The 23450-nt window shown below is 63.8% G+C and carries 23 protein-coding genes; 22 read left to right on the forward strand and 1 reads right to left on the reverse strand.

Going from position 1 to position 23450, the window contains the following annotated elements; translation table 11 throughout:
* Positions 1–98 precede the first annotated feature (98 nt).
* From hfq to ACZ5BH_RS11120, 11 genes are all read left to right on the forward strand, one after another.
* A complete protein-coding gene (hfq, locus tag ACZ5BH_RS11070; RefSeq protein ID WP_464889326.1) occupies positions 99–341 on the forward strand; it encodes an RNA chaperone Hfq in 243 nt (80 codons plus the stop codon).
* Positions 342–379: 38 nt separating this feature from the next.
* A complete protein-coding gene (gene hflX, locus ACZ5BH_RS11075) occupies positions 380–1702 on the forward strand; it encodes a ribosome rescue GTPase HflX (RefSeq protein ID WP_464889327.1) in 1323 nt (440 codons plus the stop codon).
* Positions 1703–1777: 75 nt separating this feature from the next.
* A complete protein-coding gene (gene hflK / locus ACZ5BH_RS11080) occupies positions 1778–2944 on the forward strand; it encodes an FtsH protease activity modulator HflK (RefSeq protein WP_464889328.1) in 1167 nt (388 codons plus the stop codon).
* Positions 2944–3816 carry a protease modulator HflC gene (gene hflC / locus ACZ5BH_RS11085; RefSeq protein ID WP_464889329.1) on the forward strand — a complete coding sequence of 291 codons (873 nt, stop codon included), beginning with the start codon at positions 2944–2946 and terminating at the stop codon, positions 3814–3816. The genes hflK and hflC overlap by 1 nt, the downstream gene beginning before the upstream one ends.
* Positions 3817–3843: 27 nt before the next feature.
* On the forward strand, positions 3844–4032 hold the full coding sequence (locus ACZ5BH_RS11090) for a DUF2065 domain-containing protein (RefSeq protein ID WP_464889330.1): 189 nt from the start codon (positions 3844–3846) through the stop codon (positions 4030–4032).
* 14 nt (positions 4033–4046) lie between these two features.
* Positions 4047–5222, forward strand: coding sequence for an ATP phosphoribosyltransferase regulatory subunit (locus ACZ5BH_RS11095; RefSeq protein WP_464889331.1), 1176 nt, complete (start codon positions 4047–4049; stop codon positions 5220–5222).
* 192 nt (positions 5223–5414) lie between these two features.
* A complete protein-coding gene (locus ACZ5BH_RS11100) occupies positions 5415–6725 on the forward strand; it encodes an adenylosuccinate synthase (RefSeq protein WP_464889332.1) in 1311 nt (436 codons plus the stop codon).
* A gap of 295 nt (positions 6726–7020) precedes the next feature.
* A complete protein-coding gene (locus tag ACZ5BH_RS11105) occupies positions 7021–7455 on the forward strand; it encodes a cupin domain-containing protein (RefSeq protein WP_464889333.1) in 435 nt (144 codons plus the stop codon).
* A gap of 138 nt (positions 7456–7593) precedes the next feature.
* Positions 7594–8346 (forward strand): hypothetical protein, encoded by a 753-nt coding sequence (locus tag ACZ5BH_RS11110; protein WP_464889334.1) that lies wholly within the window; start codon positions 7594–7596, stop codon positions 8344–8346.
* 75 nt (positions 8347–8421) lie between these two features.
* Positions 8422–8874 carry a hypothetical protein gene (locus ACZ5BH_RS11115; RefSeq protein ID WP_464889335.1) on the forward strand — a complete coding sequence of 151 codons (453 nt, stop codon included), beginning with the start codon at positions 8422–8424 and terminating at the stop codon, positions 8872–8874.
* A gap of 69 nt (positions 8875–8943) precedes the next feature.
* A complete protein-coding gene (locus ACZ5BH_RS11120; protein WP_464889336.1) occupies positions 8944–9336 on the forward strand; it encodes a hypothetical protein in 393 nt (130 codons plus the stop codon).
* A 73-nt stretch (positions 9337–9409) separates the two neighbouring features.
* On the opposite strand, the gene ACZ5BH_RS11125 is transcribed toward ACZ5BH_RS11120, so the two are convergent.
* The gene (locus ACZ5BH_RS11125) at positions 9410–10072 is read right to left on the reverse strand and encodes an O-methyltransferase (RefSeq protein WP_464889337.1); all 663 of its coding nucleotides are present in this window, start codon (positions 10070–10072) and stop codon (positions 9410–9412) included.
* Positions 10073–10145: 73 nt separating this feature from the next.
* Here ACZ5BH_RS11125 and flgJ point away from each other — a divergent pair, with 73 nt between their 5' ends.
* The 11 genes from flgJ to ACZ5BH_RS11180 all read left to right on the forward strand — a co-directional run bounded on the left by flgJ (position 10146) and on the right by ACZ5BH_RS11180 (position 23443).
* Positions 10146–11192 carry a flagellar assembly peptidoglycan hydrolase FlgJ gene (gene flgJ / locus ACZ5BH_RS11130; protein WP_464889338.1) on the forward strand — a complete coding sequence of 349 codons (1047 nt, stop codon included), beginning with the start codon at positions 10146–10148 and terminating at the stop codon, positions 11190–11192.
* The gene (flgK, locus tag ACZ5BH_RS11135) at positions 11182–13248 is read left to right on the forward strand and encodes a flagellar hook-associated protein FlgK (protein WP_464889339.1); all 2067 of its coding nucleotides are present in this window, start codon (positions 11182–11184) and stop codon (positions 13246–13248) included. The genes flgJ and flgK overlap by 11 nt, the downstream gene beginning before the upstream one ends.
* A 6-nt stretch (positions 13249–13254) precedes the next feature.
* Complete coding sequence (flgL, locus tag ACZ5BH_RS11140; protein ID WP_464889340.1) at positions 13255–14487, forward strand: flagellar hook-associated protein FlgL; 1233 nt, start codon at positions 13255–13257, stop codon at positions 14485–14487.
* A gap of 403 nt (positions 14488–14890) precedes the next feature.
* Positions 14891–16318, forward strand: coding sequence for a flagellin (locus ACZ5BH_RS11145; protein ID WP_464889341.1), 1428 nt, complete (start codon positions 14891–14893; stop codon positions 16316–16318).
* Between the two features lie 79 nt (positions 16319–16397).
* Positions 16398–16787 (forward strand): flagellar protein FlaG, encoded by a 390-nt coding sequence (locus ACZ5BH_RS11150; protein WP_464889342.1) that lies wholly within the window; start codon positions 16398–16400, stop codon positions 16785–16787.
* Positions 16788–16898: 111 nt separating this feature from the next.
* Positions 16899–18944: a flagellar filament capping protein FliD gene (gene fliD / locus ACZ5BH_RS11155; protein ID WP_464889343.1), complete on the forward strand. Its 2046-nt coding sequence runs from the start codon at positions 16899–16901 to the stop codon at positions 18942–18944.
* A gap of 59 nt (positions 18945–19003) precedes the next feature.
* Positions 19004–19411, forward strand: coding sequence for a flagellar export chaperone FliS (gene fliS / locus ACZ5BH_RS11160; RefSeq protein ID WP_464889344.1), 408 nt, complete (start codon positions 19004–19006; stop codon positions 19409–19411).
* On the forward strand, positions 19398–19748 hold the full coding sequence (locus tag ACZ5BH_RS11165; RefSeq protein WP_464889345.1) for a flagellar protein FliT: 351 nt from the start codon (positions 19398–19400) through the stop codon (positions 19746–19748). Before fliS ends, ACZ5BH_RS11165 begins: the two co-directional genes overlap by 14 nt.
* Positions 19745–20278: a PilZ domain-containing protein gene (locus ACZ5BH_RS11170; RefSeq protein WP_464889346.1), complete on the forward strand. Its 534-nt coding sequence runs from the start codon at positions 19745–19747 to the stop codon at positions 20276–20278. The genes ACZ5BH_RS11165 and ACZ5BH_RS11170 overlap by 4 nt, the downstream gene beginning before the upstream one ends.
* A gap of 389 nt (positions 20279–20667) precedes the next feature.
* Positions 20668–22122, forward strand: a complete 1455-nt coding sequence (locus tag ACZ5BH_RS11175; protein WP_464889347.1) for a sigma-54 dependent transcriptional regulator — start codon at positions 20668–20670, stop codon at positions 22120–22122.
* Positions 22123–22225: 103 nt separating this feature from the next.
* Positions 22226–23443: a sensor histidine kinase gene (locus tag ACZ5BH_RS11180; RefSeq protein ID WP_464889348.1), complete on the forward strand. Its 1218-nt coding sequence runs from the start codon at positions 22226–22228 to the stop codon at positions 23441–23443.
* Positions 23444–23450: the final 7 nt, after the last annotated feature.

Below are 23450 nucleotides of genomic sequence, written 5' to 3' on the forward strand. Positions count from 1 at the left end.
CTTCCGATTTTGCTTTGCCCCCGCATCAGTTACACTAGCTGCAGGATGGTGAACAAAGCCGACGTGACAAAACAATATAAAACGCGGAGACAATAATTATGAGTAAAGGACAATCCTTGCAGGATCCGTTTCTCAATGCCCTGCGCAAGGAGCGCGTACCCGTGTCCATCTTTCTGGTCAACGGCATCAAGCTGCAGGGCCAGATCGAATCCTTCGACCAGTTCGTCGTGCTGCTGCGCAACACGGTGAGCCAGATGGTCTACAAACATGCCATTTCCACCGTCGTCCCGGCCCGGAACGTCAAGCTGCCCATGGCCGACGAGCACAAGGGTAATGTCTGACCGCCCGGCACGCGTGATGGAAGTGAGGGTGGTGCCGGTTGTTTGAGCGTCCCCAGGGCGGCGAGCGCGCCGTCCTCGTCCATGTCGATCTCCCCGCCGAGGCGGACCGCGAATCCCTGCAGGAATTCCGCGATCTGGTGGTCTCCGCCGGTGCCGAGCCGGTGGCCACCGTCACCGGGACCCGCAGCGCCCCGCATCCCCGCTATTTCGTCGGCACCGGCAAGGCCAAAGAGATCGGCGCGGCGGTGCGCGAGGCGGGTGCCGACATCGTCCTGTTCAACCACGCCCTCACCCCGGTGCAGGAACGCAACCTCGAGAAGTTGTTCCAGTGCCAGGTGCTCGACCGCACCGGCCTCATCCTCGACATCTTCGCCCAGCGGGCCCGCACCCACGAAGGCAAGCTGCAGGTGGAGCTGGCCCAGCTCCGCCACCTGTCCACCCGCCTGGTGCGGGGCTGGACCCACCTCGAGCGCCAGAAGGGCGGCATCGGCCTGCGGGGGCCGGGCGAAACCCAGCTCGAAACCGACCGCCGTCTGATCGGCGATCGCATCCGCCAGCTGCGGCGGCGGCTGGAGAAGGTGGGCCGCCAGCGCGAGCAGGGCCGGCGGGCAAGGCGCCGCGCCGAGCTGCCCACCGTCTCCCTGGTGGGCTACACCAACGCCGGCAAGTCCACCCTGTTCAACCGCCTCACCGCGGCCGGGGTGCATGCCGCCGATCAGCTTTTCGCCACCCTCGATCCCACCCTGCGTCGGGTGGAACTGCCCACCGGCTATCCCATGATCCTGGCTGACACGGTGGGCTTCATCCGCCACCTGCCCCATGATCTGGTGGCGGCCTTCCGCTCCACGTTGCAGGAAACCCGCGACGCGGATCTGCTGCTGCACGTGGTGGACGCCTCCGACGAGCGCCGCCAGGGCAACATCGAACAGGTGCAACAGGTGCTCGAGGAGATCGGCGCCGGGGAACGGCCGGTGCTGACGGTCTACAACAAGATCGACCGCCTGCCCGGCGCCGAACCCCGGGTGGAGCGGGATGCCGAGGGCCGGCCGGTGCGGGTCTGGGTGTCGGCCATCACCGGCGAAGGCATCCACGAACTGCTGGGGGCCATCGACGCGCGGCTCAATGCCGACATGCGCCGCCACACCCTGCACCTGCCGCCCGCCGCCGGGCGCCTGCATGCCCGCCTGCACCAGATGGGCGTGGTCAACGACGAGACGCCGGCCGACGACGGCGGCTGGCACATGACCGTCGCCATGCGGCAGATGGACTGGCAAAGTCTCGATCGCCACGAGAACATTTCCCGCTTTCTGGGGTCCGATGACAGGGCGCCGCGCCTTGCGGCCGCCGGCGAAGCCCCATAGAATCGCACATTCGGCCGAAACGCCTACACCAACAATCGGCCGTCATCGCCCGATTATCATCCACGGAGACCGTCAATGGCCTGGAACGAACCTGGTGGCTCGGGGGACAAGGATCCCTGGGGCCGGCGCAACGACGAGCAGGGTCCGCCCGATCTCGACGAAGTGCTGAAGAAACTGCAGCAGAAGTTCGGCGGCCTGTTCGGCGGCGGCGGACGCGGCGGCCGTGCCGGCGGCTCCGGCGGTGGCGGCATGAGCCTGAGCATCATCCTGGCCGGGCTGCTGGTGGTGTGGGCCCTGTCCGGCATCTACATCGTCAAGGAAGGGATGCAGGGCGTGATCCTGCAGTTCGGTGCCTTCAAGGGCATTGCCGGCCCCGGTCCCCACTGGTATCCGCGCTTCATCCAGTCGGTGGAAATCGTCGACATGAACCAGGTGCGCAGCGTCAATCTCGGCCGGGTACCCGACGAGGCGCTGATGCTCACCCAGGACGAGAACATCATCGACATCAAGTTCACCGTGCAGTACAACATCAACGACGCGCGTGAGTACCTCTTCGACGTGCGCGATCCCGATCTCACCCTGCGCCAGGCCACCGAAAGCGCCGTGCGCGAGATCGTGGGCAAGAACACCCTCGACTTCATCATCACCGAAGGCCGCACCCAGGTGGCCGCCGATGCCCAGCGCCTGATTCAGCAGATCCTCGACGGCTACAAGACCGGGATCACCGTCATCAAGCTCAACATGCAGGACGCCCAGCCGCCCCAGCAGGTGAAGGCCGCCTTCGACGACGCCACCAAGGCCCGCGAGGACCGGGTGCGCCAGGTCAACGAAGCCCAGGCCTACGCCAACGACGTGCTGCCCAAGGCCCGCGGCCGCGCCGCCCGCATGGTGCAGGAGGCCGAAGCCTACCGCGCCGAGGTGGTCTCCATCGCCCAGGGGGAAACCCGCCGCTTCAGCCAGATCCTGAGCCAGTACCGCAAGGCACCCAAGGTCACCCGCGAGCGCCTGTACCTGGAAACCATGGAAGAGGTGCTCGGCAAGACCGGCAAGATCCTGGTGGACGTGAAACAGGGCAACAACCTGATCTACCTGCCCATTGACAAGCTCGAAGGGGCCCGCAAGGGCCGCGCCCTGAACGAGACGCCCCTCGATGCCATGCAGGTGGCCCCCGGCCCCGATTCCACCGCCGGCTCGCCCGGCACCCGCCTGCGTGACCGGCTCCGCACCCGGGAGGTACGCTGATGAATTCCCGTCAGATTCTGATCCTCGTTGGCCTGGTCGTGGTCCTGGTGCTTGGCCTGTCCTCCATCTTCACCGTGGACGAGCGCGAGCTGGCCATCAAGTTCCGCCTCGGCAAGATCGTGCGTGCCGACTATGAACCGGGCCTGCACTTCAAGGTGCCGCTGATCAACAACGTGCGCAAGTTCGACAAGCGCATCCTCACCCTGGATGCCCGGCCCGCCAACTACCTGACCAAGGAAAAGAAGAACGTCAACGTGGACTTCTTCGTCAAGTGGCGGATCCATGACGTGGTCACCTACTACAAGGCCATGTCCGGCTCCGAGCGCAAGGCCATGGAGCGGATCTACGCCACCATCAACGACGGCCTGCGCAGCGAGTTCGGCAAGCGCAGCATCCAGGAAGTGATCTCCGGCGAGCGCAGCGAGATCATGAATACCATGACCGAAGAGGCCAACCGCCAGCTCGGCAAGTTCGGCATCGCCGTGGTGGACGTGCGGGTCAAGCGCATCGACTTCAGCGAAACCATCAGCGAATCGGTCTACCGGCGCATGGAAGCCGAGCGTCTGCGGGTGGCCAAGGACTTCCGCTCCCGCGGCGCCGAGGAGGCCGAAAAGATCCGTGCCCGGGCCGACAAGGAGCGCACCGTGCTGCTGGCCGAAGCCTACAAGCAGGCCCAGACCGTGCGCGGCGAGGGTGACGCCAGGGCCGCCGAGATCTACGCGAAGGCCTACAAGCAGGATCCGGAGTTCTTCTCCTTCTACCGCAGCCTGCAGGCCTACCGCAGCGCGTTGGGCGGGCAGGGCGACGTGCTGGTGCTCGAGCCCGATTCGGACTTCTTCTCCTATTTCGGCAGCCGGGAGGCGGGGCGCTAACAGGCCCACGCCAGCGGGAGGAGGATCATGTGGCACACGCTGTTGCTGGCCTTCGGCCTGATGCTGGTGCTCGAAGGCCTGATGCCTACCCTCAACCCCGGCGGTTACAAGCGCACCCTGCGCATGCTCCTGGAGATGGACGATCGCACCGTACGGCGCATCGGCCTGGCCAGCATGATCAGCGGGGCGCTGCTCGTCTATCTTCTCACGCACTGACCGGCTGAACCGCCATGACCACGTCTCCACGCTGGCTCCTGCCCGACGGCATCGAGGAAATCCTGCCCGCCCCGGCCCGGCAACTGGAACAGCTCAGCCGCTGCCTGCTGGATCATTTCGATCGCTGGGGTTATGACTTGGTCATCCCCCCGCTGGTGGACTACCTCGAATCCCTGCTGGTGGGCAGCGGCCACGATCTGGATCTGCAAACCTTCAAGCTGGTCGATCAGATCAGCGGCCGTACCCTCGGCATCCGTGCCGACATGACCCCGCAGGTGGCGCGCATCGACGCCCACCACCTGCGCACCGCCGCGCCCACCCGGCTTTGCTATCTCGGCACCGTGCTGCACACCCGGCCCGACGGTTTCGCCGGCGCCCGCAGCCTGCTGCAGGTGGGCGCGGAGCTGTACGGCCATGCCGGCATCGAGAGCGATCTGGAAATCCTGCGCCTGATGGCCGAAACCCTGGCCCTGGCCGGGGTGGCGCCGGTCTATCTCGATCTCGGCCACGTGGGCATTTACCGGGCCTTGGTGGCCGACGCCGGCCTCGACAGCGAACGGGAAAGCGAACTGTTCGATGCCCTGCAACGCAAGGCCAGGCCGGAGATCCACGAGCTGCTCGCCGAATGGGCGCTTCCCGCGGAACATGCCAAACGCCTGTTGGCCCTGGCCGATCTCCACGGCAGCGTCGAGGTGCTGGCCACCGCCCGCGACGCCCTGGCCGGCGCGCCCGAAGCCGTGTTCGGCGCCATCGACACCCTTGATCAGGTGGCCCGCCGGGTGGCCGAGCAGATCCCCGCCGTCACCCTCCATTTCGATCTGGCCGAGCTGCGCGGCTACCACTATCACACCGGCCTGGTGTTCGCTGCCTACACCCCGGGCCGGGGCCAGGCCATCGCCCTCGGCGGCCGTTACGACGGCATCGGCCAGGTTTTCGGCCAGGCGCGACCGGCTACCGGCTTCAGCACCGATCTGCGCACCCTCGCCGCCGTCGGCAACCTGCCGGCCGAAGCCCCGGCCGCCATCTTCGCGCCTGCCGGCGCCAGCGACGAAGTCATCGCCGAACTGCGCAAGCGGGGCGAGCGCGTGATCCGCGAACTGCCGGGGCAGGCCGGCGAGCCGGACGAGCTGGGCTGCGATCGCCGTCTGGTCGAACGCAACGGCAAATGGGAGGTCGCGCCGCTTGAGTAAATCCGCACGTTGCAAAATCGTTCTGACACAAACGGCGCCGCTTCGGGCCGGATGTGACCGGATGTAGGCCGGCTCAAGAGCAGCGGAGCCGGCGAAAGTGCCATCAACCGACCTCCCGCCGCAAGAACGCTTGCAACGCCCGGAAAACGGTCCGGTTTCATTACAGGTAACACAATGGTTCAGGAGTCCAGCATGGGCAAGAATGTCGTCGTCATCGGAACCCAGTGGGGAGACGAAGGAAAGGGCAAGATCGTCGATCTGCTCACCGATCGGGCCAGCGCCGTGGCCCGCTTCCAGGGCGGACACAACGCCGGCCACACCCTGGTTATCGGCGAAGAAAAGACCGTACTGCACCTCATCCCCTCGGGCGTGCTGCGCGAGCACGTCCAGTGCCTGATCGGCAACGGCGTGGTGTTGGCCCCGGATGCCCTGATCAAGGAACTGCGCATGCTCGAGGAAAACGGCGTGCCGGCCCGCGAACGCCTGCGGATCAGCGAAGCCTGCCCGCTGATCCTGCCTTACCACGTGGCTCTGGATCATGCCCGGGAGAAGGCCCGCGGCAAGAAGGCCATCGGCACCACCGGCCGCGGCATCGGCCCGGCCTACGAAGACAAGGTCTCCCGCCGCGGCCTGCGCCTCGGCGATCTGTTCCACCGGGAACGCTTCGCCGCCAAGCTCGGCGAAGTGCTCGACTATCACAACTTCGCCCTGCAGCACTATTTCAAGACCGATCCGGTCGATTTCCACAAGGTGCTGGACGAAACCCTGGCGATGCGCGAGGAACTCGAGCCCCTGGTGGCCGACGTCACCGCTCTACTGCACGAGCACCGCGAAGCCGGACGCAACATCATGTTCGAAGGCGCCCAGGGCGCGCTGCTGGACATCGACCACGGCACCTACCCCTTCGTCACCTCCAGCAACACCACCGCGGGCGGCGCCGCCACCGGCACCGGCATGGGCCCGCGCCACTTCGACTACGTGCTCGGCATCACCAAGGCCTACACCACCCGCGTCGGTTCCGGCCCGTTCCCCACCGAACTGTACGATGGCGACAGCCTGCTCGACGAAGTGGGCGAACACCTGGCCCGCGCCGGCCACGAATTCGGCTCCACCACCGGTCGCCCTCGCCGCTGCGGCTGGTTCGACGCCGTGGCCCTGCGCCGCTCCGTGCTCATCAACAGCGTCTCCGGCCTGTGCATCACCAAGCTCGACGTCCTCGATGGCCTCGACACCATCCGCATCTGCGTCGGTTACAAGGTCGATGACGAAATTCGCAACGATCCCCCCGTCGGCGCCGAAGGCTTCGAAGCCGTCGAACCCGTCTACGAAGACATGCCCGGCTGGAAGGAATCCACCGTCGGCGTCCGCGAATACGACGCCCTCCCCGCCAACGCCCGCGCCTACCTCAAGCGCATCGAGGAAATCGTCGGCATCCCCATCGACATCATCTCCACCGGCCCCGAACGCAACGAAACCATCGTGCTGCGGCATCCCTTTGATTAGGGCCGAGGGACGAGGGCCAAGTGGCGAGGAAACGGCCGGGCTTTGCCCGGCCGTTTTCGTATTGGGGTACATAAAAAGGCGTATCGGAAGTGGTTGAAAGAGGGCAGGGCGCGGTCTACGCTTGAAAAGTCAATGAGGAAAAGCCCTGGAAGGCGAAAACCCGCCCAACCAATTCTGCCTAGGACACAAATGTCAAATTAGGCCGAATTCTGCCTATCCTGGTTTTCTACCATCAATCTAATACGATGCTGGGCTAATAAATCAATCGAGATATTCCAAAATGGAGAAATGCATTATGAGTCAGAAAGAAAAGGTCATTACGCCAAGCGATAGAAATACGGCACTTAATGTTATTGGAGTAAGCGTTACTGTACTCACTGATTCAAAAGCGCAAAAGATTACCCTTCAGTCTGGTGTTGAAGGTGCAGGTCCACCTCCTCATAGCCATCCTTGGGATGAGTCATTTTATGTGACAAAAGGCAGTGTTCAGTTTACCTGTAATGGTCAAACGACCAGCTGTCACGAGGGCACTCTTGTCAATGTGCCTGCTGGCACTGTACATGCATTTAGCTTCGGTGAAGGGGGTGGTGAGATGATTGAAATAACATCATCCAATAGCAAAGCCATTCCAATGTTCTCGGCGCTCGATCGTGAAATACCGCCAGGCCCACCAGATGTCGCAAAAGTTGTAGATGTGGCAGGCGAATATGATGTCAAGTTTCATCTTTGATACCGCCCAACAAGCCGCTCCAGCTGACAGGCAAAAGCGTCGCGATTTTTGCAAAGCAAAAATACGCGCCACTTTTGCCTGCCGCTGAGCTATGTCGTTAGACTCGAGAATAGGAGAGCGTGAAATCGGGAGGAAATCATGAAATCCAGAACAAATATGATAAACATTATATTCGGCATGATTGTGCTTATTGCATTGGCTGCTTGTGGTGGAGGTGGCAGCGGAGATGGGGGGACAACAGGAGGTGGAGGAACAACTACTATATCGGCGAATGGGCTATGGGAAGGGACGTTTACAGAAATTGGAGTAGGAACATTTGATGTTAGCGGCCTACTCTATAATGGAAGAATTATTGCAATAAGTGAGTCAGCCGGTGCAATTTATGACGGAAGTTATACCGTAAGTGGTAATAGTATCTCGGGTAACGTAACAGCATATCAAATTAATGGCGGCCCATATGCTACCGCAACAATTTCGGGAACCGTGACAGAGCAAGGATCGATATCAGTTTCTTTTAATACATCTTATGGAACGAGTGGAACAATGTCGCTCACCTTTAATAGTATTTACAATCGCGCATCGTCATTGTTGCTGGTTGCTGGTAGTTGGAACTACACAAGTGGTTCTTATAGTCTCACTGTAACCGTGCAAAATGATGGGGCATTTTTTGGTCAGGACTCTGCTGGATGTGTTATATCCGGAACTATTGGGTTATTGGATACAACGCACAACCTGTACAGCATGACTACTTCTATAACCTCTTGTGGTAGCCTGAATGGCTCATATACTGGATTAGCTGGGTTGCTTGATAATGTCTCTACCAACGATACGTTACAGGTAGCTATATCAAATAGTAATTATATATTGCTTTATCCATTTTCCAGGCAATAGCCTAACAATGGGCTCCAAGGGACGTCGGCGCTAGCGCGCCGTCGCCCCTGAGCCCAAACGTTATGTGCAATAAAAATGATCGACAGAGAATCAAGAAATAAATTAGCAGAAGAAGTCAGGCACTTCGTAGAAGGATTCAATACAAATTTTGAATATGATGACGTTGCATATGATATTAATACAAAAGACATCGGTATAATTGAGATCAGGAAAAATATTTGGCTTATATATGATGACTTACAAGAGCATAAAATGGAAGGTAAATGGACTTTGTCTAATGAACAAATGGATATTATTAAAAGAGCCATTGTTTTTTTAAAAAGCGATATTGAGTACAAGTGGCCTAAATGGCCGCTTTACTACAGAATTACTCGCCCCATTACTTGGCTACTCTCTTTGGGCTACCTTACAAAAGTGCTAGATAATCATTTCAACAGTCACGGTGACCCAAATACATGGCCATTTTTATCAGAAGAAGAATATGAGAATGCTAAATCAGCTCCAATATACTGTTCAAAAAGCACATAACAAACTCATCCAGGGGACTTTCAAACCTGTCGCGGCTTTTGCAAAAAAACCACAAAAGCCCCGCCAGCTTTGAAAGCCCCTGATGATGGCGTTATGCTTAAAATGAAAAAGATACGGAAGTCGCTAAATCATCAAGTTAATGGAAAATTTGCAGCAACCATTATTGGGGTTGTGGCCATTACCATTCCGATTATTGCTTTGCGAGATATAGATTGGGAAAACGTAGAGCCTAGCTTTCTATCAGTGGTTGTTCCTATCTTATATGCAGTTTCGATGGCTGGGTTTATTTTTCTCGCTCTTGGAAAACAAGGAAGAAACATCACATCAAAAGAGATGGATGAGAAGATGGCAAGGGTTCATTCGCAAATTAAGAAAAAGTCGCTTCCAGTTTGGTGGCTACTTGCCATGGTGTGGTTGATATGGTCTCTATATCTTGTCTGGAAATTAAGAACAGTAGCATAGCAAGGCAAATTCACTTGGTCGGCAAAAACCCTGCTCGTTCCTCGCTCTGTTTTACCGCCTGTGAATTGCGGCGTCATCTCCGCCTCACCAACGTCACCCCATCCCCAATCGGCACCATCGCCATCTCCACCCGCTGATCTTCGTGCAATTTCCGGTTGAGCTGGCGGATTGCCTCGGTATCAGGGTCTGTTGCAAACGGATCGGCCACGGCACCACCCCACAGGGTGTTGTCGATGGCAATGAGTCCACCCGGCCTGACGAGGGTCAGGCAAGCTTCATAGTAAGTATCGTAGTTGACCTTGTCTGCATCGATGAAGGCGAAGTCGTAGGTGTCTGTTTCCCCTGTGTCCTGCAATGCCTGCACAGTGTCGCGGGCATCGCCCAGGTGTAGGGTGATGCGGTCGGCGAGGCCGGCTTTTTGCCAGTAGCGTTGGGCCAGGCCGGTCCATTCCCGGCTACTGTCGCAGGTGATCATCTGGCCATCTTCCGGCAGGGCGCTGGCGAGCCAGAGGGTGCTGTAACCAGTGAAGGTGCCAATCTCGAGCACGCGCCGGGCGCCCATGAGGCGCAGCAGCAGGGCCATGAACTGGCCCTGTTCCGGGCTGATCTGCATCACGGCTTCGGGCAGGCGGGCGGTTTCGGTGCGCAATTCGGCAAAGACCGGGGGTTCGCGCAGGCCGTGCGCGCGCAGATAGGCGAGCAGGTCCGGGGTGAGATTCAGGGTCTGGTTGGCCATGTGGGCATTATACGGAGGATAGGGCCGGCCGAGGCGGGATCGGGGCTGGCACGGAATCTGCAGTATTGCGGGCATGCAGACTGCCATCCCCAACCTTGCCACTGCTTCGCCACCCGAGAGTTATACAGATTTCGGGGGGCTGGCCGATCTGCGCCGGCAGGCGCAGGCCGATCCGGAGCAGGCCCTGGCCGGCGTGGCCCGTCAGTTCGAGAGCCTGTTCATCAAGATGATGCTCAAGAGCATGCGCGAGGCGAGTTTCGGTGATCCCTATTTCGACAGTGCCCGGCAGGCACTGTACCGGGACATGTTCGACAACCAGATCAGCCTGGACATGGCCAAGGGCCAGGGGATCGGGCTGGCCGAGGCGCTGATGCGCCAGTTGCGGCGTTATCTGCCGCCGTCGTCCCGCAAGGCAGAGAACGGCGCGGGCACGGCAGGGGCGGCGGACGGCTTCGTCTGGCGGGCTACGGCTCCGCAGCTTCCCCGGCCAGGGCCGGTGTCCGCCGCCCCGACGGAACCGGGGCCCACCGATCCGGCTCCGCCGGGCAGGACGCCGGCTGCCGCCACCACGGCAGCGGCAAGCACTCGCCGGGAGCCGGGTGAGGATTTGCCGGCCTTTGCCGGGCCGGCGGATTTCGTGCGGCGGCTGTGGCCCCATGCGGAGCAGGCCGGCCGGGAGCTGGGTGTCTCGCCCCGGGCGCTGCTTGCCCAGGCGGCGCTCGAGACCGGCTGGGGCAAGCACATCAGCCGGGATGCCGAGGGCCGTTCCAGCCACAACCTGTTCAACATCAAGGCCGATGGCCGCTGGCAGGGACCTGCGGTGACGGTCAGCACCCTCGAATTCCGGGATGGCCTACCGCAGCGGGAGATGGCCCGCTTTCGGGCCTACGATTCCTTTGCCGACAGCTTCCGGGACTATGTGCAGTTCCTGCGCGGCAGTCCGCGCTACCGGCAGGCGCTGGAACGGGCCGACGATCCGGAGGCCTTCGTGAGCGAGTTGCAGGCCGCCGGCTATGCCACCGATCCGCGCTATGCCGACAAGATCATCGACATCCTGCGCCGCGACACCCTGCAGACGGCGGCCCTGGATGCAAGCGAGGTGATGCGCCATGGCGGGTGACATCCTCGGGATCAGCACCTCCGGTGCGCTGGCGGCCCAGCGGGCGCTGTCCACCACCGGACACAACATCGCCAACGCCAATACCGAGGGCTATTCCCGCCAGCGGGTGGAGCTGGACGCCCGGCCGCCCCAGATGAAGGGCAACGGGGCCGTGGGGACCGGGGTGCAGGTGAGCAATGTGCGCCGCATGTACGACGACTTCGTGACCCGGGAAGTGCGGGACAACACCTCGGTCAGCTCGGAACTCGACACCCATTACCACTACACCAGCCAGGTGGACAACCTGCTGGCCGATCCCAAGGCCGGGATGGCGCCGGCCATCCAGAGTTTCTTCGCCGCAGTCAACGGGGTGGCGGACGATCCCCAGTCCACCTCGGCCCGCCAGGTGCTGGTGAGCGAGGCCCGGTCGCTGGCCGATCGCTTCGACTATCTGAACAACCGTTTCGCCTCCCTGCGCGAAGGCGTGACGGCCGACATGAAATCCACGGTCACGCAAATCAATGATCTGGCTTCGGCCATCGCGCGGGTCAACGACATGATCGTCAAGGCCCGGGAGGTGGGCGGGCGGCAGCCCAACGATCTGCTGGATCAGCGGGACAGACTGATCCGCGATCTGTCGCGCCTGGTGTCGGTGCGGGTGATGGAGCAGGACGACGGCCGGGTCAACGTGTTCGTGGGCAACGGCCAGGGCCTGGTGATCGGCTCCGACCATGCGAAACTGGAAGTCCAGGTGAGCCGCTTCGATCCGGACGAGAGCGAGATCGCCTTCATCGGCAACGGGGCTTCGTCCGTGGTGACCCGCTTTCTCACCGGTGGGCATCTGGGCGGGTTGCTGGACTTCCGCCGCCAGATCCTCGACTCGGCCCAGAACGAACTGGGCCGGATCGCCATCGGCATGGCCGAGACCTTCAATGCCCAGCACCGCAAGGGCATGGATCTGCACAGCCGCCTTGGCGGCGACTTCTTCGCGCCGCTGGCGAAGACCACGCCCAAGGTGCTGCCCCATTTCGACAACCGGGGCGACACCATCCTGGGCGCCGAGATCACCGACATCGACAAGGTGAGCACCAGCGACTACACCCTCAGCTTCAACAACGGCCAGTACCGGCTGGTGCGGCTCAGCGACGAGGCCCTGATCGGCACCTGGGATCAGTTGCCCATCGAAGTGGAAAGCGAGGGCCTGCGCCTGTTCGTCGACAGCGGCTCCCGCATCGAGGAGGGCGACAAGTTCATCATCCGGCCCACCCGGGCTGGGGCCGAACAGTTCCGCCCGGTGATCGAAGACGTGTCGCAGATTGCGGCCGCCGGCCCCCTGCGTACCGAAGCGGCCATCGACAACATCGGCGACGGCGTGATCGGCCCGGCACAGGTGGTGGATGTGAACAATCCGGTCTTCGACCACGCCAGCGATACTCTCAAGCCGCCCTTCGTGATCCGCTTCCTCGACGAGACCCATTTCGAGGTGCTGGACAACACCGGCGAGCCGATCCGCTTCCGCACCGCGGCAGTGCCGCCCGCGCCGGCCATCACCACCGATGCCGAGGGCAATCCGGTCCCCGCGCCACCCCCGGCCGATCCCGAGGCGCCGGCCCTGACCACGGTGCTGAGCTACGATCCCAAGACCGGCACCGACGTCTTTCCCACGCCCGGTGGCGACGATTTCGGCTTCCGGGTGCGGATCACCGGCAATCCGAAGGCCGGCGATCGCTTCCGCATCGACTTCAACACCGATGGCACCGGCGACAACCGCAACGCCCTGGCCCTGTCGGATCTGCAGGCCGCGCCGGTGCTGGCCAATGGCACCACCAGTTACACGGAAGCCTATTCCCAGCTCGTTTCCCGCGTGGGCAGCAAGACCCACGAGCTGGACGTGAACGGCAAGGCCCAGCGGCTGCTGCTGCAGCAGTCGGAGGAGCGGGCCAGCGAAATCGGCGGGGTGAACCTGGACGAGGAGGCGGCCAACCTGGTGCGTTACCAGAACCTCTACCAGGCCAACGCCCAGGTGATCTCCGTGGCCAACAAGATGCTCGAAACCCTGATGAACGCCTTCCGGTAAACCGTCATGCGCATTTCCAGCCATCAGGCCCAGCAGGTGGCCATCGACGCCATGCTCGAGCAGCAGGAAAAGCTCAGCCACGTGCAGAAGCAGGTGGCCACCGGGCGCAAGATCTTCAAGCCCTCGGACGATCCGGTGGCCGCGGCCAAGATCGTCAAGCTGCACGACATTCTCGGCACCAACAAGCAGTATCAGGACAACATCGCCGCGGCCCGCGCGCGGCTGAACCTGGAAGAAGGCGTGCTGACCAACGTCACCACGGTTCTGCAGCGGGTGCGCGAGCTGGCGGTGATGGCCAACAACGACACCCAGACCAACGAGAGCCGTGCTTCCATCGCCGAAGAGGTGGATCAGTTGCGGGAGGAGCTGGTGGGGCTCGCCAACTCCATGGACAGCACGGGCGAGTTCCTGTTCGCCGGCACCCGCAGCCGTTTCCGCCCGTTCACTCGTAACGAGTTCGGCGAATACGACTATCATGGCGACGACGGCCAGCGGCATTTGCAGATCGGCCCCCGGCGCCAGATCGCCACGGGGGATTCGGGCACCACCGTGTTCCGCAACATCCGTGATGGCAACGGTGATTTCACCATCATCGATCATCCCGACAACCGGGGCTCGGGGATCGCCGATCCCGGCAACATCGTCGGCGCCTACGATCAGCGGACCTATGCCATCGTCTTCGAAACGGTGGATCCGGCGCAGCAGGGCGGCGAAGGCGAGCCCTATCTCAGCTTTTCCGTGATCGACGATCAGGGCAATACCATCCGCCCCGCCGGCACGCCCTATACCCCCAGGGCGTCGATCCAGTTCGCCGGCATCGTCACCAGCATCGAAGGCAAGCCTGAGGCCGGTGATATCTTCGTGATCCGGCCCAGTTACCGCCAGGACATGTTCACCACCGTGCAGCAACTGGCCGAAGCACTGCGCGAGCCGCGCGGCGACGAGCCTTCCCGGGCCAAGCTGCACAATACCGTGAACCGGGTGATCGCCGGCCTGGACCAGGCCCTGGGCAACGTGCTCGACGTGCGCGCCGACGTGGGCGCCCGGCTCAACGCCCTGGACGGCCAGGAATCCATCAACGAGGGCTATTCCCTGCAGGTGAAGGAAGTGCTCTCGGAAGTGGAGGATCTGGACTACGCCAAGGCCGTGGCCGAACTCAACCTCAAGCTCACCGGCCTCGAGGCCTCCCAAAAGGCCTTCACGCGGGTGCAGGGCATCTCGCTGTTCAACTATATTTGAGAGGCCATCGCAGGCTGGCGCCGCAAGGGCCGGTTCACTCCGGATAACCTCTCCCCCGCTTGATGTGCATTTCCCGTAGGAGCGGCGCAAGCCGCGAACTGACTGTAGTCGTCGCCACTCGTCCCTGCACGGTTCGCGGCTTGCGCCGCTCCTACAGGAGATAGCCTGAAAATTCAGCCCCGCCCTTCTTCCCCCTTGCTCCTGCACCCTAAAATCACCCCGGTTTTCAACCATTTGCGCAACGGCCAATTTTTGCCACCCGAGGTATAAAGCTTCCCCGTTCCCGGACGCTAGTGTTCCCGGGAGCGGTGAATATATCGGGTTTCCGATGTATATCCGCTAGAGATGAAAGACTGCAACCGTCCCGCCGGGTCGCTTGCAGGGCAGAACAGGAGAGTGCGTTATGCCTCAGGTAATCAACACCAACATCATGTCGCTGAACTCGCAGCGTAACCTGAACAAGTCCCAGGAAGCCTTGCAGACTTCCCTGCAGCGGCTGTCTTCGGGCCTGCGCATCAACAGCGCCAAGGACGACGCGGCGGGTCTGGCGATTTCCGAGCGCTTCACGGCGCAGATCCGCGGCCTGAATCAGGCCGTGCGCAACGCCAACGACGGCATTTCCCTGGCCCAGACGGCCGAGGGGGCGCTGTCCGAGGCCGGCAACATCCTCCAGCGGATCCGTGAGCTGGCCGTGCAGTCGGCCAACGCCACCAACTCCGCATCGGATCGTCAGGCGCTGCAGGCGGAAGTGGGCCAACTGGTCTCCGAGCTGGATCGCATCGCCACCTCCACCGAATTCAACGGCCAGAAGCTGCTCGACGGCACCTTCGGCGCGGCCGTGTTCCAGGTGGGCGCGAACGCCAACCAGACCATCCAGACCACCACCGCCAACTTCCGCACCAGCCAGTACGGCAACTACCGCGTGGAAGGCACGGCGACCAGTGCTGCCGGCACCAACCGGGTAGCAGGCGGCTCCCTCACCGTGGCCGGGTCGCTGGGCACCGAAACCTTCACCATCGATACCGGCGAATCGGCCAAGAAGATCGCCGAGATGGTCACTGCCAAGGCGGATGAGACCGGCGTGAAGGCTTACGCCACCACCGAGCAGAAGGTGAGCTTCGACACCGCCGGCGCCTATGTGCTGAGCATCAAGTCGGACAACGCCGATCCGCAGCAGATCTCCTTCACCATCTCCGGCACCGAGGGCAACGATGGCCTGGCCGGCGCGGTCACCGCGTTCAACGACGTGGCCTCCAAGACCGGTGTGACCGCTCGGGTCAGCGACGATGGCAAGAGCATCGTGCTGATGAACTCCACGGGCGAGAACATCGACATCACCGTGGCCGCCGGCAACACCAACTCCGGCAACATGGTCATCGGTGGCGCCACCCTCAGCTCCGGTACCGCCGGTGCGGCCTACATCACCGGTCAGGTGGTCTTCGACTCCGACAAGTCCTTCTCCGTCTCCGGCGACGTGGGGCAGGTGGTCGATGCCGCCACCGTGGCGTCCGAACTCAACTCGGTGGCCGAGCTGGACATCAGCTCCGTGGAAGGGGCCAACCTGGCGCTGGCCACCGTGGATGCCGCCCTGGCCAACGTGAACAACCAGCGGGCCAAGTTCGGCGCCATCCAGAGCCGCTTCGGTTCCACCATCGCCAACCTGTCGACCAACGCCGAGAACCTGTCGGCTGCCCGGTCGCGGATCCGCGATGCCGACTTCGCGGCAGAGACTGCCGAGCTGACCCGCGCGCAGATCCTGCAGCAGGCCGGTACGGCGATGCTGGCCCAGGCGAATGCGATGCCCCAGAACGTTCTGAGCTTGTTGCAGTAAGCCATGACGGTGACACGGTGGCCCGCCCCGGCCGAGACCGGCCGGCGCGGATCGCCCCGACAACAAGCGAGGTGACGTTATGGCAGCACAGAGCATCGCCAATGTGACACTGCTGGCCGGGACTGTCGAAACCCGCAGTACCCGCGATTCCGGTGGCACAACGGTCGAAACCCGGCAAGGGATTGCCGCGGCTGCCGTCGAGGTCGAGGCCTCGGAATCCATCAGCCAGGAGACGCTCCAGGAAGCCGTCAGTCAGCTGCAGGCCTTCGTGCAGAAGCAGCAGCGGGAAATGGACTTCAGCGTGGACGACGACACGGGACGGTTCGTGGTCCGCGTCTACGACCGGCAGACCAAGGAGCTCATACGCCAGATCCCCTCGGAAGAGATGTTGGCCATCTCCCGGCACATTGCCGCGGCCCTGGAAGGCCAGGAGGAAGCCAAGGGATTTCTCATCGAGCTGAAGGCGTAAAAGGTGGTATCGGATTTGCATACGGGTCTCCATGGAGGGAGACAGGGCGGCCGGCTGGGATGCCGGGATTGCCGCCTCCCGTATGCAAAACCGCAACCCCCGAGGTAGGACATGCCCGCCATTCCATCCACAGGCAACGGTTCCGGACTCAACGTGCCCGAGCTGGTGGACAAACTGGTGTCGGCAGAAGGCGCCCCCGTCACGGCACGGCTCGATCGCAAGGAAGCGAAGGTCCAGGAAGGACTGACCGCGATGGGCGCATTCAAGGGAGCGGTATCCGGGTTGCAGGCCACCCTCGGTGGCCTGGCCCGTCCGGATACCTTTGCCCACATGCGCGTCGCCGTGGACGACGAAGCGGCGCTCAGCGCCACGGCCACGGCCCGGGCCCGACCCGGGCGTTACGAGGTGGAAATCGTGCAACTTGCCCAGGCACAACGACTGGCCAGCGACCCCGTCGAATCGGACGTGGCCCCGCTGGGTACGGGCACCCTTACCATTCAGCTTGGCCATGTCGATCCCGACAGCGGCCAGTTTCGCATTCAATCCGGACAGACGCCGAAAACCGTCACCATCGAGGCGGCGGACGGCTCGCTGCGCGGCATTGCCGAGGCCATCAACCGTGCCGAGGCCGGCGTGCGCGCCTCGGTGGTCAACGACGGCAGCGGCTATCGGCTGCTGGTCTCCTCGACCTCGGCCGGGCGCGACGGCAGCGTGCGCCTGCTGGTGGACGACGACGATGGCGACAGCACCGATCGCCAGGGGCTGTCGTTCCTGCTGCACGATCCGGCCGCCGGCGGGAGCGTGGACGCCAACGGCCAGCCCCTGCCGGCGGCCGGCAGCCACTTGCAGGAACTGGTGGCGGCCCAGGATGCGGTATTGCGCATCGACGGGCTGACCATCCACCGTTCCGGCAACACCATCGACGATGCCATCGAGGGCGTGAGCCTCGAACTGCAACCGGGCAGTGAGGGTCAGCGCGCGGTCTTGCAGGTGGCGCCGGATACCGAAAAGGTCGTCGGCGACGTGCGCGACTTCGTGGCCAGGTACAACGAGCTGATGCAGATGGTCAATCAGCTCACCGGCTACGACCCCGAGAGCCGCACGGCCGGCCCCCTGAGCGGCGATGCTGCGGTGCGCGGCATCGCCCAGCAGCTGCGCAACCTGATCGGCCAGGACTTCAGCGCGGTCAACGATCGCTGGACCTCCCTGGCCAGCATCGGCATCGAGACCCAGCGCGACGGTACGCTCAGCCTGGATGAAACCCGTCTGCAGCAGGCCATCGAGGACGACCTGCAGGAAGTGGCCCGGCTGTTCGCGGTGGCGGGCGAGGCCAGTGATCCGCTGGTGGACTATCGCGGCTACACCGAGGCCACCCGTCCCGGACGCTATGCCTTGACCATCGAGCGCCTGCCGGCGGCCGGCGAGCTGGCCGGGGCGCCGATTGCCGGCCCGCTCGAACTGACCCAGGATGCCACGTTCCGCATCGCCGTCGATGGCGTGCAAAGCGGTACCCTCACGCTGGCGGCCGGGCAGTTCGCCTCGTTGCCCGCGCTGGCGGCGGCGCTTCAGTCCGCCGTGCAGGCCGATGCCGCGCTCGGCAACGCCAAGGTGGCGGCGAAGGTGGCCGTGGACGGGGACCGGCTGGTGATCCAGTCGGCCAAGGTGGGGGCCGATTCGACGATCGCGATCCTCGCCATCGACCCGCGGCTGGCGGAACTGACGGGCCTGGCCGCCGGCCCCGGCCGGCCGGGCCAGGACGTGGCCGGCCGCTTCGACGGTGTACCGGGCGAGGGCCGGGGCCGGGTCCTGATCGGCACCGGCGCGGCAAAGGGACTGGAGGTGGCGATCCGCGGCGGCAGCACCGGGCCGCGGGGCGTGGTGAACTTCTCCAACGGCATCGCCGCGCAGATGGAGAAGCGGATCACCGGCTATCTGGATCCGGATGGCCTGTTCGATGCACGGATGGAAGGCTATGACGCCCGCCTGCGTGACATCCAGCAACAACGGGATCAACTGGCGCGGCGGCTGTCGCAGGCGGAGGAGCGCTACACGCGCAAGTTCTCGGCCCTCGACGCTACCCTCAGCCAGATGCGCAGCACCAGCGAACGGCTGGCCCGGGAACTCGAAGGGCTGCCGGGCGCGCGCAAGAGCAAGTAGGTTCTCCGTTCACCGGCGGGGAAGACGTGATGACACACCGCAAGCAGAGGAGCAACAGCATGAACATGGCGAAGCTGCACAGCGCAGTTCAGGAATACACCCGCGTGGGCGTGGCCAGTGGCGTGGCGGCGGCCGATCCCCATCGCCTGATCCAGATGCTGATGGATGGCGCCCAGGAGAAGATCGCCATCGCCAAGGGCCACATGGAACGGGGCGACATCGCCCGCAAGGGTGGCCACATCAGCTGGGCCATCTCCATCATCGACGGCCTGCGGGCCAGTCTCGACGTGGAGAAGGGCGGCGAGATCGCCCAGAACCTCGACGATCTCTATGACTACATGACTCGCCGCCTGGCCCGGGCCAACATCGAGAACAATCCCGACATGCTCGACGAGGTGGCGTCCCTGCTGCGCTCCATCAAGTCGGCCTGGGACGAACTGCCGGGCGTCACCGATGACTCGGCCTGATGCCGCCGCGGTGGATCACCTGGATTGCGATCGGCATGCCGAGGTGCTGTGCAGCCTGACCCGGCGCATGCTCGCCGCCGCGCGGCAGGACGACTGGACGACGGTGAGCCGGCTCGAAAACACCCGGCAACGGGTGCTCGACGAACTGCTGGCCCATCCCCGCTTTCATGATCGCCTGCCGGCGCTGGCCGAACGTCTCAACGCGGTGCTGGCCATGAGCCGGGAGTGCATCTTGCTCGGCGAACAGTCCCGGCAGAGCACCACCGTGCAACTGCTCACCCTGCAGCGCGGCCGGCACATGTCCCGCGCCTATCTGCAGAATCCGGTCCGGCCGTGAATCCCGGCGGGGACGACCATCGCGGCCTGCACGTCTCGCTGCGCGTCCCCCTGGCGTGGCGCCCCCTGAGCGCGGGCGAGGCGGACGGGGTCCTGCAACGCACGGCCATGGTTCTGCAGTTGCTCAATCTTCAGGGCGAGGGCAGTCCGCTGCCCGAAGCGGGCGAAGAGGCCAGGCAGGCCTGGCGACATCTGGATCGCAAGCTCGATGTCATCATCGCCATGCTGGGCCTGCTGCTGGAACAGGCTGGCGAAGGGGGGGACGTGGTGCCGAGCCGGCTCGATCCCCGGGGCATCGAATGGGCGGCCCGGACGGGGCCGGAAGCGGGTCGGCCCGTGGTGGTGCGCCTGCAGATCCCGGGCGCGCCGGCGCTGGAACTGCCGGGCACGGCGCAACCTGCCGCCGACGGCCGGTGGCGGGTGGCCTTCGACGCCTGGCCCGAAGCGGCCGCCGAGCAACTGGAGAAATGGATCTTCCGCCAGCACCGCCAGGCCGTGGCCCGCGCCCGCCAGAAGACGCCACCGTCCTGAACCTCGCAAGCGCTTCGACCTGCCTCCCCCTGCCACGCCATTCAACGCAACACGCCCCATCGGACAACGATACGAATCGCCACGGAAACGGCGGCTCCGCTGCGCTTGAACCGCCCGACATCTGATGCACGTTCAAACCCTGTTCGTGATTCTTGCCCACAAAACCATCACGGCTTTGAGGCGCTCAACCTGTAACCAATGTCACATTTCCCGCCTGACAAAGATTTAGGTAAAGAAATTCCGCGAGTGTCCGATTTTTGACAGGGCAAGGGCCGGGGCGCTAGTATCGCTGCACAGAGATGGTGTCCCCCGCCGTCGTCCCGCACCTGTCACCTGCGCCAGCGGTGCTCGGGTGAACCGGGTTCTCCCTACGCGAACGGAATTTTCAGATGGCACCCATGGACAAGACACTCTCCGATCGAAACGTCCTGATCATCGACGACAACCCCGAACAGCGGGAAGCCCTCCGGCAGATTTTCGAATTCGTGGACTACGGCGAGGTGGACACCGCCACCCACGCCCAATGGCGCGACCGGCTCGCGGCGCCCGATCAGTATGAACTGGTGGTCAGCGGCTGCCTGCAGGACGAGGCGGCTACCCGGGAGGCGGTCAAGGCCCTGCGCGATGCCCTGGCGCCCGAGGTGCCGATCCTGCTCATCTGCCAGCGGGATGCGCCCCATCCGGTCAGCGCCGCCCTGTCCCGGCTCATCACCGGCGTCATCGAGCAGCCGGTGCGCTACCGGCAGTTCCAGCACGTGCTGCGGCAGGCCGACATCCACCGCCGCCAGACCCTGCGCCCCGGCAGCGGCACCCAGACCCTGTTCCGATCGCTGGTGGGCAACAGCACCGGCATCCAGGTGGTGCGCAAGCTGATCGAGCAGGTGGCCAACACCGGCGCCAACGTGCTCATCACCGGCGAGTCGGGCACCGGCAAGGAAGTGGTGGCCCGCAATCTGCACTATAACTCCTCGCGGCGCGACAAGCCCTTCGTGCCGGTCAACTGCGGCGCCATCCCGCCGGATCTGCTGGAGAGCGAGCTGTTCGGGCACGAGAAGGGCGCCTTCACCGGCGCCATCAGCAGCCGCCAGGGCCGTTTCGAAATGGCCCAGGGCGGCACCCTGTTCCTCGACGAGATCGGCGACATGCCCCTGGCCATGCAGGTCAAGCTGCTGCGGGTGATCCAGGAGCGGGTTTTCGAGCGGGTCGGCAGCAACAAGAGCATCCAGACCGACGTGCGGATCATCGCCGCCACCCACCGGGATCTGGAAAAGGAGATCGCCGAGGGGCGTTTCCGCGAGGATCTGTTCTACCGCCTCAACGTCTTCCCCATCGAGATGCCTCCCCTGCGCGAGCGCGCCGAGGACATCCCCCTGCTCATCGACGAGCTGATCACCCGCATGGAACACGAAGGCCGTGGCAGTGTGCGCCTGACCCCGGCCGCGGTGGCGGCCCTGCAGCAGCACAAGTGGCTCGGCAACGTGCGCGAGCTGGCCAACCTGATCGAACGGCTGATCATCATGTTCCCCAACGGCGTGGTGGACGTGCGCGACCTGCCGGAAAAATACCGCAAGGACTTCAACCTCGACGAGCTGCCCACGGTGGAACTGGAACAGCCGGCCAGCGGACCCACGGTGGTGGATCTCAACGCGCCCGTGCGCCTGCCGGACGAAGGCATCGATCTGAAGGAGCACATGCTGCAGCTCGAATCCTCCCTGATCAAGCAGGCCCTGGACGAGGCCAATGGGGTGGTGGCCCATGCCGCCCGGCGGCTCAACATGCGCCGCACCACCCTCGTCGAAAAGATGCGCAAGTACGGCCTGCAACGGGCCGAAAAGGTGTCGTAATCTTGACTCTTTCCCGCGCCCTGCCTCCAAGTTATTGAATCACAAGTAGTTCAAAATCAGGCACGCTTCTTGCTCCTGTCTCTCCGACGTCAAGGGGAGACACATGAACGAGAACGCGATGCCCACCGCAGGACTGGACCGGCAAGGCCTGGAAGACGCCTTCCGCCTGTTCAACCAGCTCTCGCAGCAACTGACCGATTCCTACCAGCAGCTCGAAGGCCGGGTGGCCGAGCTCAGCGCCGAGCTGGCCGCGGCCCGCGATGCGCGCATGCGCGAGCTGACCGAGAAGGAACGCCTGGCGGCGCGCCTCGAAGGGCTGCTGCAGGCCCTGCCCGGTGGCGTGGTGGTGCTCGACGGGGAAGGCATCGTGCAGGAATGCAATCCCGCGGCGGTGGATCTGCTGGGCGAGCCCCTGCGGCATCGCGCCTGGAGCGAGATCATCGCCCGCACCTTCGCCCCCCGCGCCGACGACGGCCACGAAATCTCCCTGGCCGACGGCCGCCGGGTGAACCTCTCCACCTGCCCGCTCGGCGACGAGCCGGGCCAGATCATCCTGATCACCGACGTGACGGAAATGCGCCGCCTGCAGGATCGGCTGCATCACCAGCAACGGCTGGCCGCCATGGGCGAGACCGCCGCCTCCCTGGCCCATCAGATCCGCACGCCCCTGGCCTCGGCCCTGCTGCATGCCAGCCAGCTCAAGCGGCCGCGCCTCGCCGATGCCGACCGGCAGCGCATCGGCGAGCGGATCGTCGAACGCCTGCGCCATCTCGAGCAACTGGTCGACAACATGCTGCTCTACGCCCGCGGCGGCGAGACCGGCGAGGCGCGTTTCACCACCGCCGCGCTGTTCGAGGAACTGGCCCAGGTGCTCGAACCCCAGTTGCACAGCGCCCGCATCGAACTGGTCATCGACAACACCTGTCCGCACGCGCTACTGCAGGGCAACCGGCAGATGCTGGTGAGCGCTCTGCTCAACCTGGGCATGAACGCCATCCAGGCCATGGGCCGCGACGGCTGCCTGCGCCTGAGCGCCACCGCCGGTGAGGAGGCCATCTGCCTTGCGGTCAGCGACACCGGCCCCGGCATTCCGCCGGAACAGCAGGCGGCCGTGTTCGATCCCTTCTTCACCACCCGCCAGGAAGGCACCGGCCTGGGGCTGGCGGTGGTGGCGGCCGTGGTACGCAACCATCAGGGCCGCATCGAACTGGATTCGGTACCGGGGCAGGGCTGCACCTTCCGCCTGTGCCTGCCGCGGTGCCAGCGCCAAAACCCGCCGGATGCCGAGGGGGCACCGGCCGACATTTCCATCGCCGGCTGAACCGGCA

The sequence above is a fragment of the Thioprofundum lithotrophicum genome (assembly GCF_055387065.1).

What these genes read in the sequence shown, in the direction of transcription:
- fliS (WP_464889344.1), top strand. Translation starts at nt 19,004, where the DNA reads ATGAACATGGCGAAGCTGCACAGCGCAGTTCAGGAATACACCCGCGTG.
- ACZ5BH_RS11115 (WP_464889335.1), top strand. Translation starts at nt 8,422, where the DNA reads ATGATCGACAGAGAATCAAGAAATAAATTAGCAGAAGAAGTCAGGCAC.
- ACZ5BH_RS11150 (WP_464889342.1), top strand. Translation starts at nt 16,398, where the DNA reads ATGGCAGCACAGAGCATCGCCAATGTGACACTGCTGGCCGGGACTGTC.
- ACZ5BH_RS11175 (WP_464889347.1), top strand. Translation starts at nt 20,668, where the DNA reads ATGGCACCCATGGACAAGACACTCTCCGATCGAAACGTCCTGATCATC.
- hfq (WP_464889326.1), top strand. Translation starts at nt 99, where the DNA reads ATGAGTAAAGGACAATCCTTGCAGGATCCGTTTCTCAATGCCCTGCGC.
- flgK (WP_464889339.1), top strand. Translation starts at nt 11,182, where the DNA reads ATGGCGGGTGACATCCTCGGGATCAGCACCTCCGGTGCGCTGGCGGCC.
- ACZ5BH_RS11090 (WP_464889330.1), top strand. Translation starts at nt 3,844, where the DNA reads ATGTGGCACACGCTGTTGCTGGCCTTCGGCCTGATGCTGGTGCTCGAA.
- hflC (WP_464889329.1), top strand. Translation starts at nt 2,944, where the DNA reads ATGAATTCCCGTCAGATTCTGATCCTCGTTGGCCTGGTCGTGGTCCTG.
- flgL (WP_464889340.1), top strand. Translation starts at nt 13,255, where the DNA reads ATGCGCATTTCCAGCCATCAGGCCCAGCAGGTGGCCATCGACGCCATG.
- fliD (WP_464889343.1), top strand. Translation starts at nt 16,899, where the DNA reads ATGCCCGCCATTCCATCCACAGGCAACGGTTCCGGACTCAACGTGCCC.
- ACZ5BH_RS11165 (WP_464889345.1), top strand. Translation starts at nt 19,398, where the DNA reads ATGACTCGGCCTGATGCCGCCGCGGTGGATCACCTGGATTGCGATCGG.
- ACZ5BH_RS11180 (WP_464889348.1), top strand. Translation starts at nt 22,226, where the DNA reads ATGAACGAGAACGCGATGCCCACCGCAGGACTGGACCGGCAAGGCCTG.
- ACZ5BH_RS11100 (WP_464889332.1), top strand. Translation starts at nt 5,415, where the DNA reads ATGGGCAAGAATGTCGTCGTCATCGGAACCCAGTGGGGAGACGAAGGA.
- ACZ5BH_RS11110 (WP_464889334.1), top strand. Translation starts at nt 7,594, where the DNA reads ATGAAATCCAGAACAAATATGATAAACATTATATTCGGCATGATTGTG.
- ACZ5BH_RS11145 (WP_464889341.1), top strand. Translation starts at nt 14,891, where the DNA reads ATGCCTCAGGTAATCAACACCAACATCATGTCGCTGAACTCGCAGCGT.
- ACZ5BH_RS11125 (WP_464889337.1), bottom strand. Translation starts at nt 10,072, where the DNA reads ATGGCCAACCAGACCCTGAATCTCACCCCGGACCTGCTCGCCTATCTG.
- flgJ (WP_464889338.1), top strand. Translation starts at nt 10,146, where the DNA reads ATGCAGACTGCCATCCCCAACCTTGCCACTGCTTCGCCACCCGAGAGT.
- hflK (WP_464889328.1), top strand. Translation starts at nt 1,778, where the DNA reads ATGGCCTGGAACGAACCTGGTGGCTCGGGGGACAAGGATCCCTGGGGC.
- ACZ5BH_RS11095 (WP_464889331.1), top strand. Translation starts at nt 4,047, where the DNA reads ATGACCACGTCTCCACGCTGGCTCCTGCCCGACGGCATCGAGGAAATC.
- ACZ5BH_RS11105 (WP_464889333.1), top strand. Translation starts at nt 7,021, where the DNA reads ATGAGTCAGAAAGAAAAGGTCATTACGCCAAGCGATAGAAATACGGCA.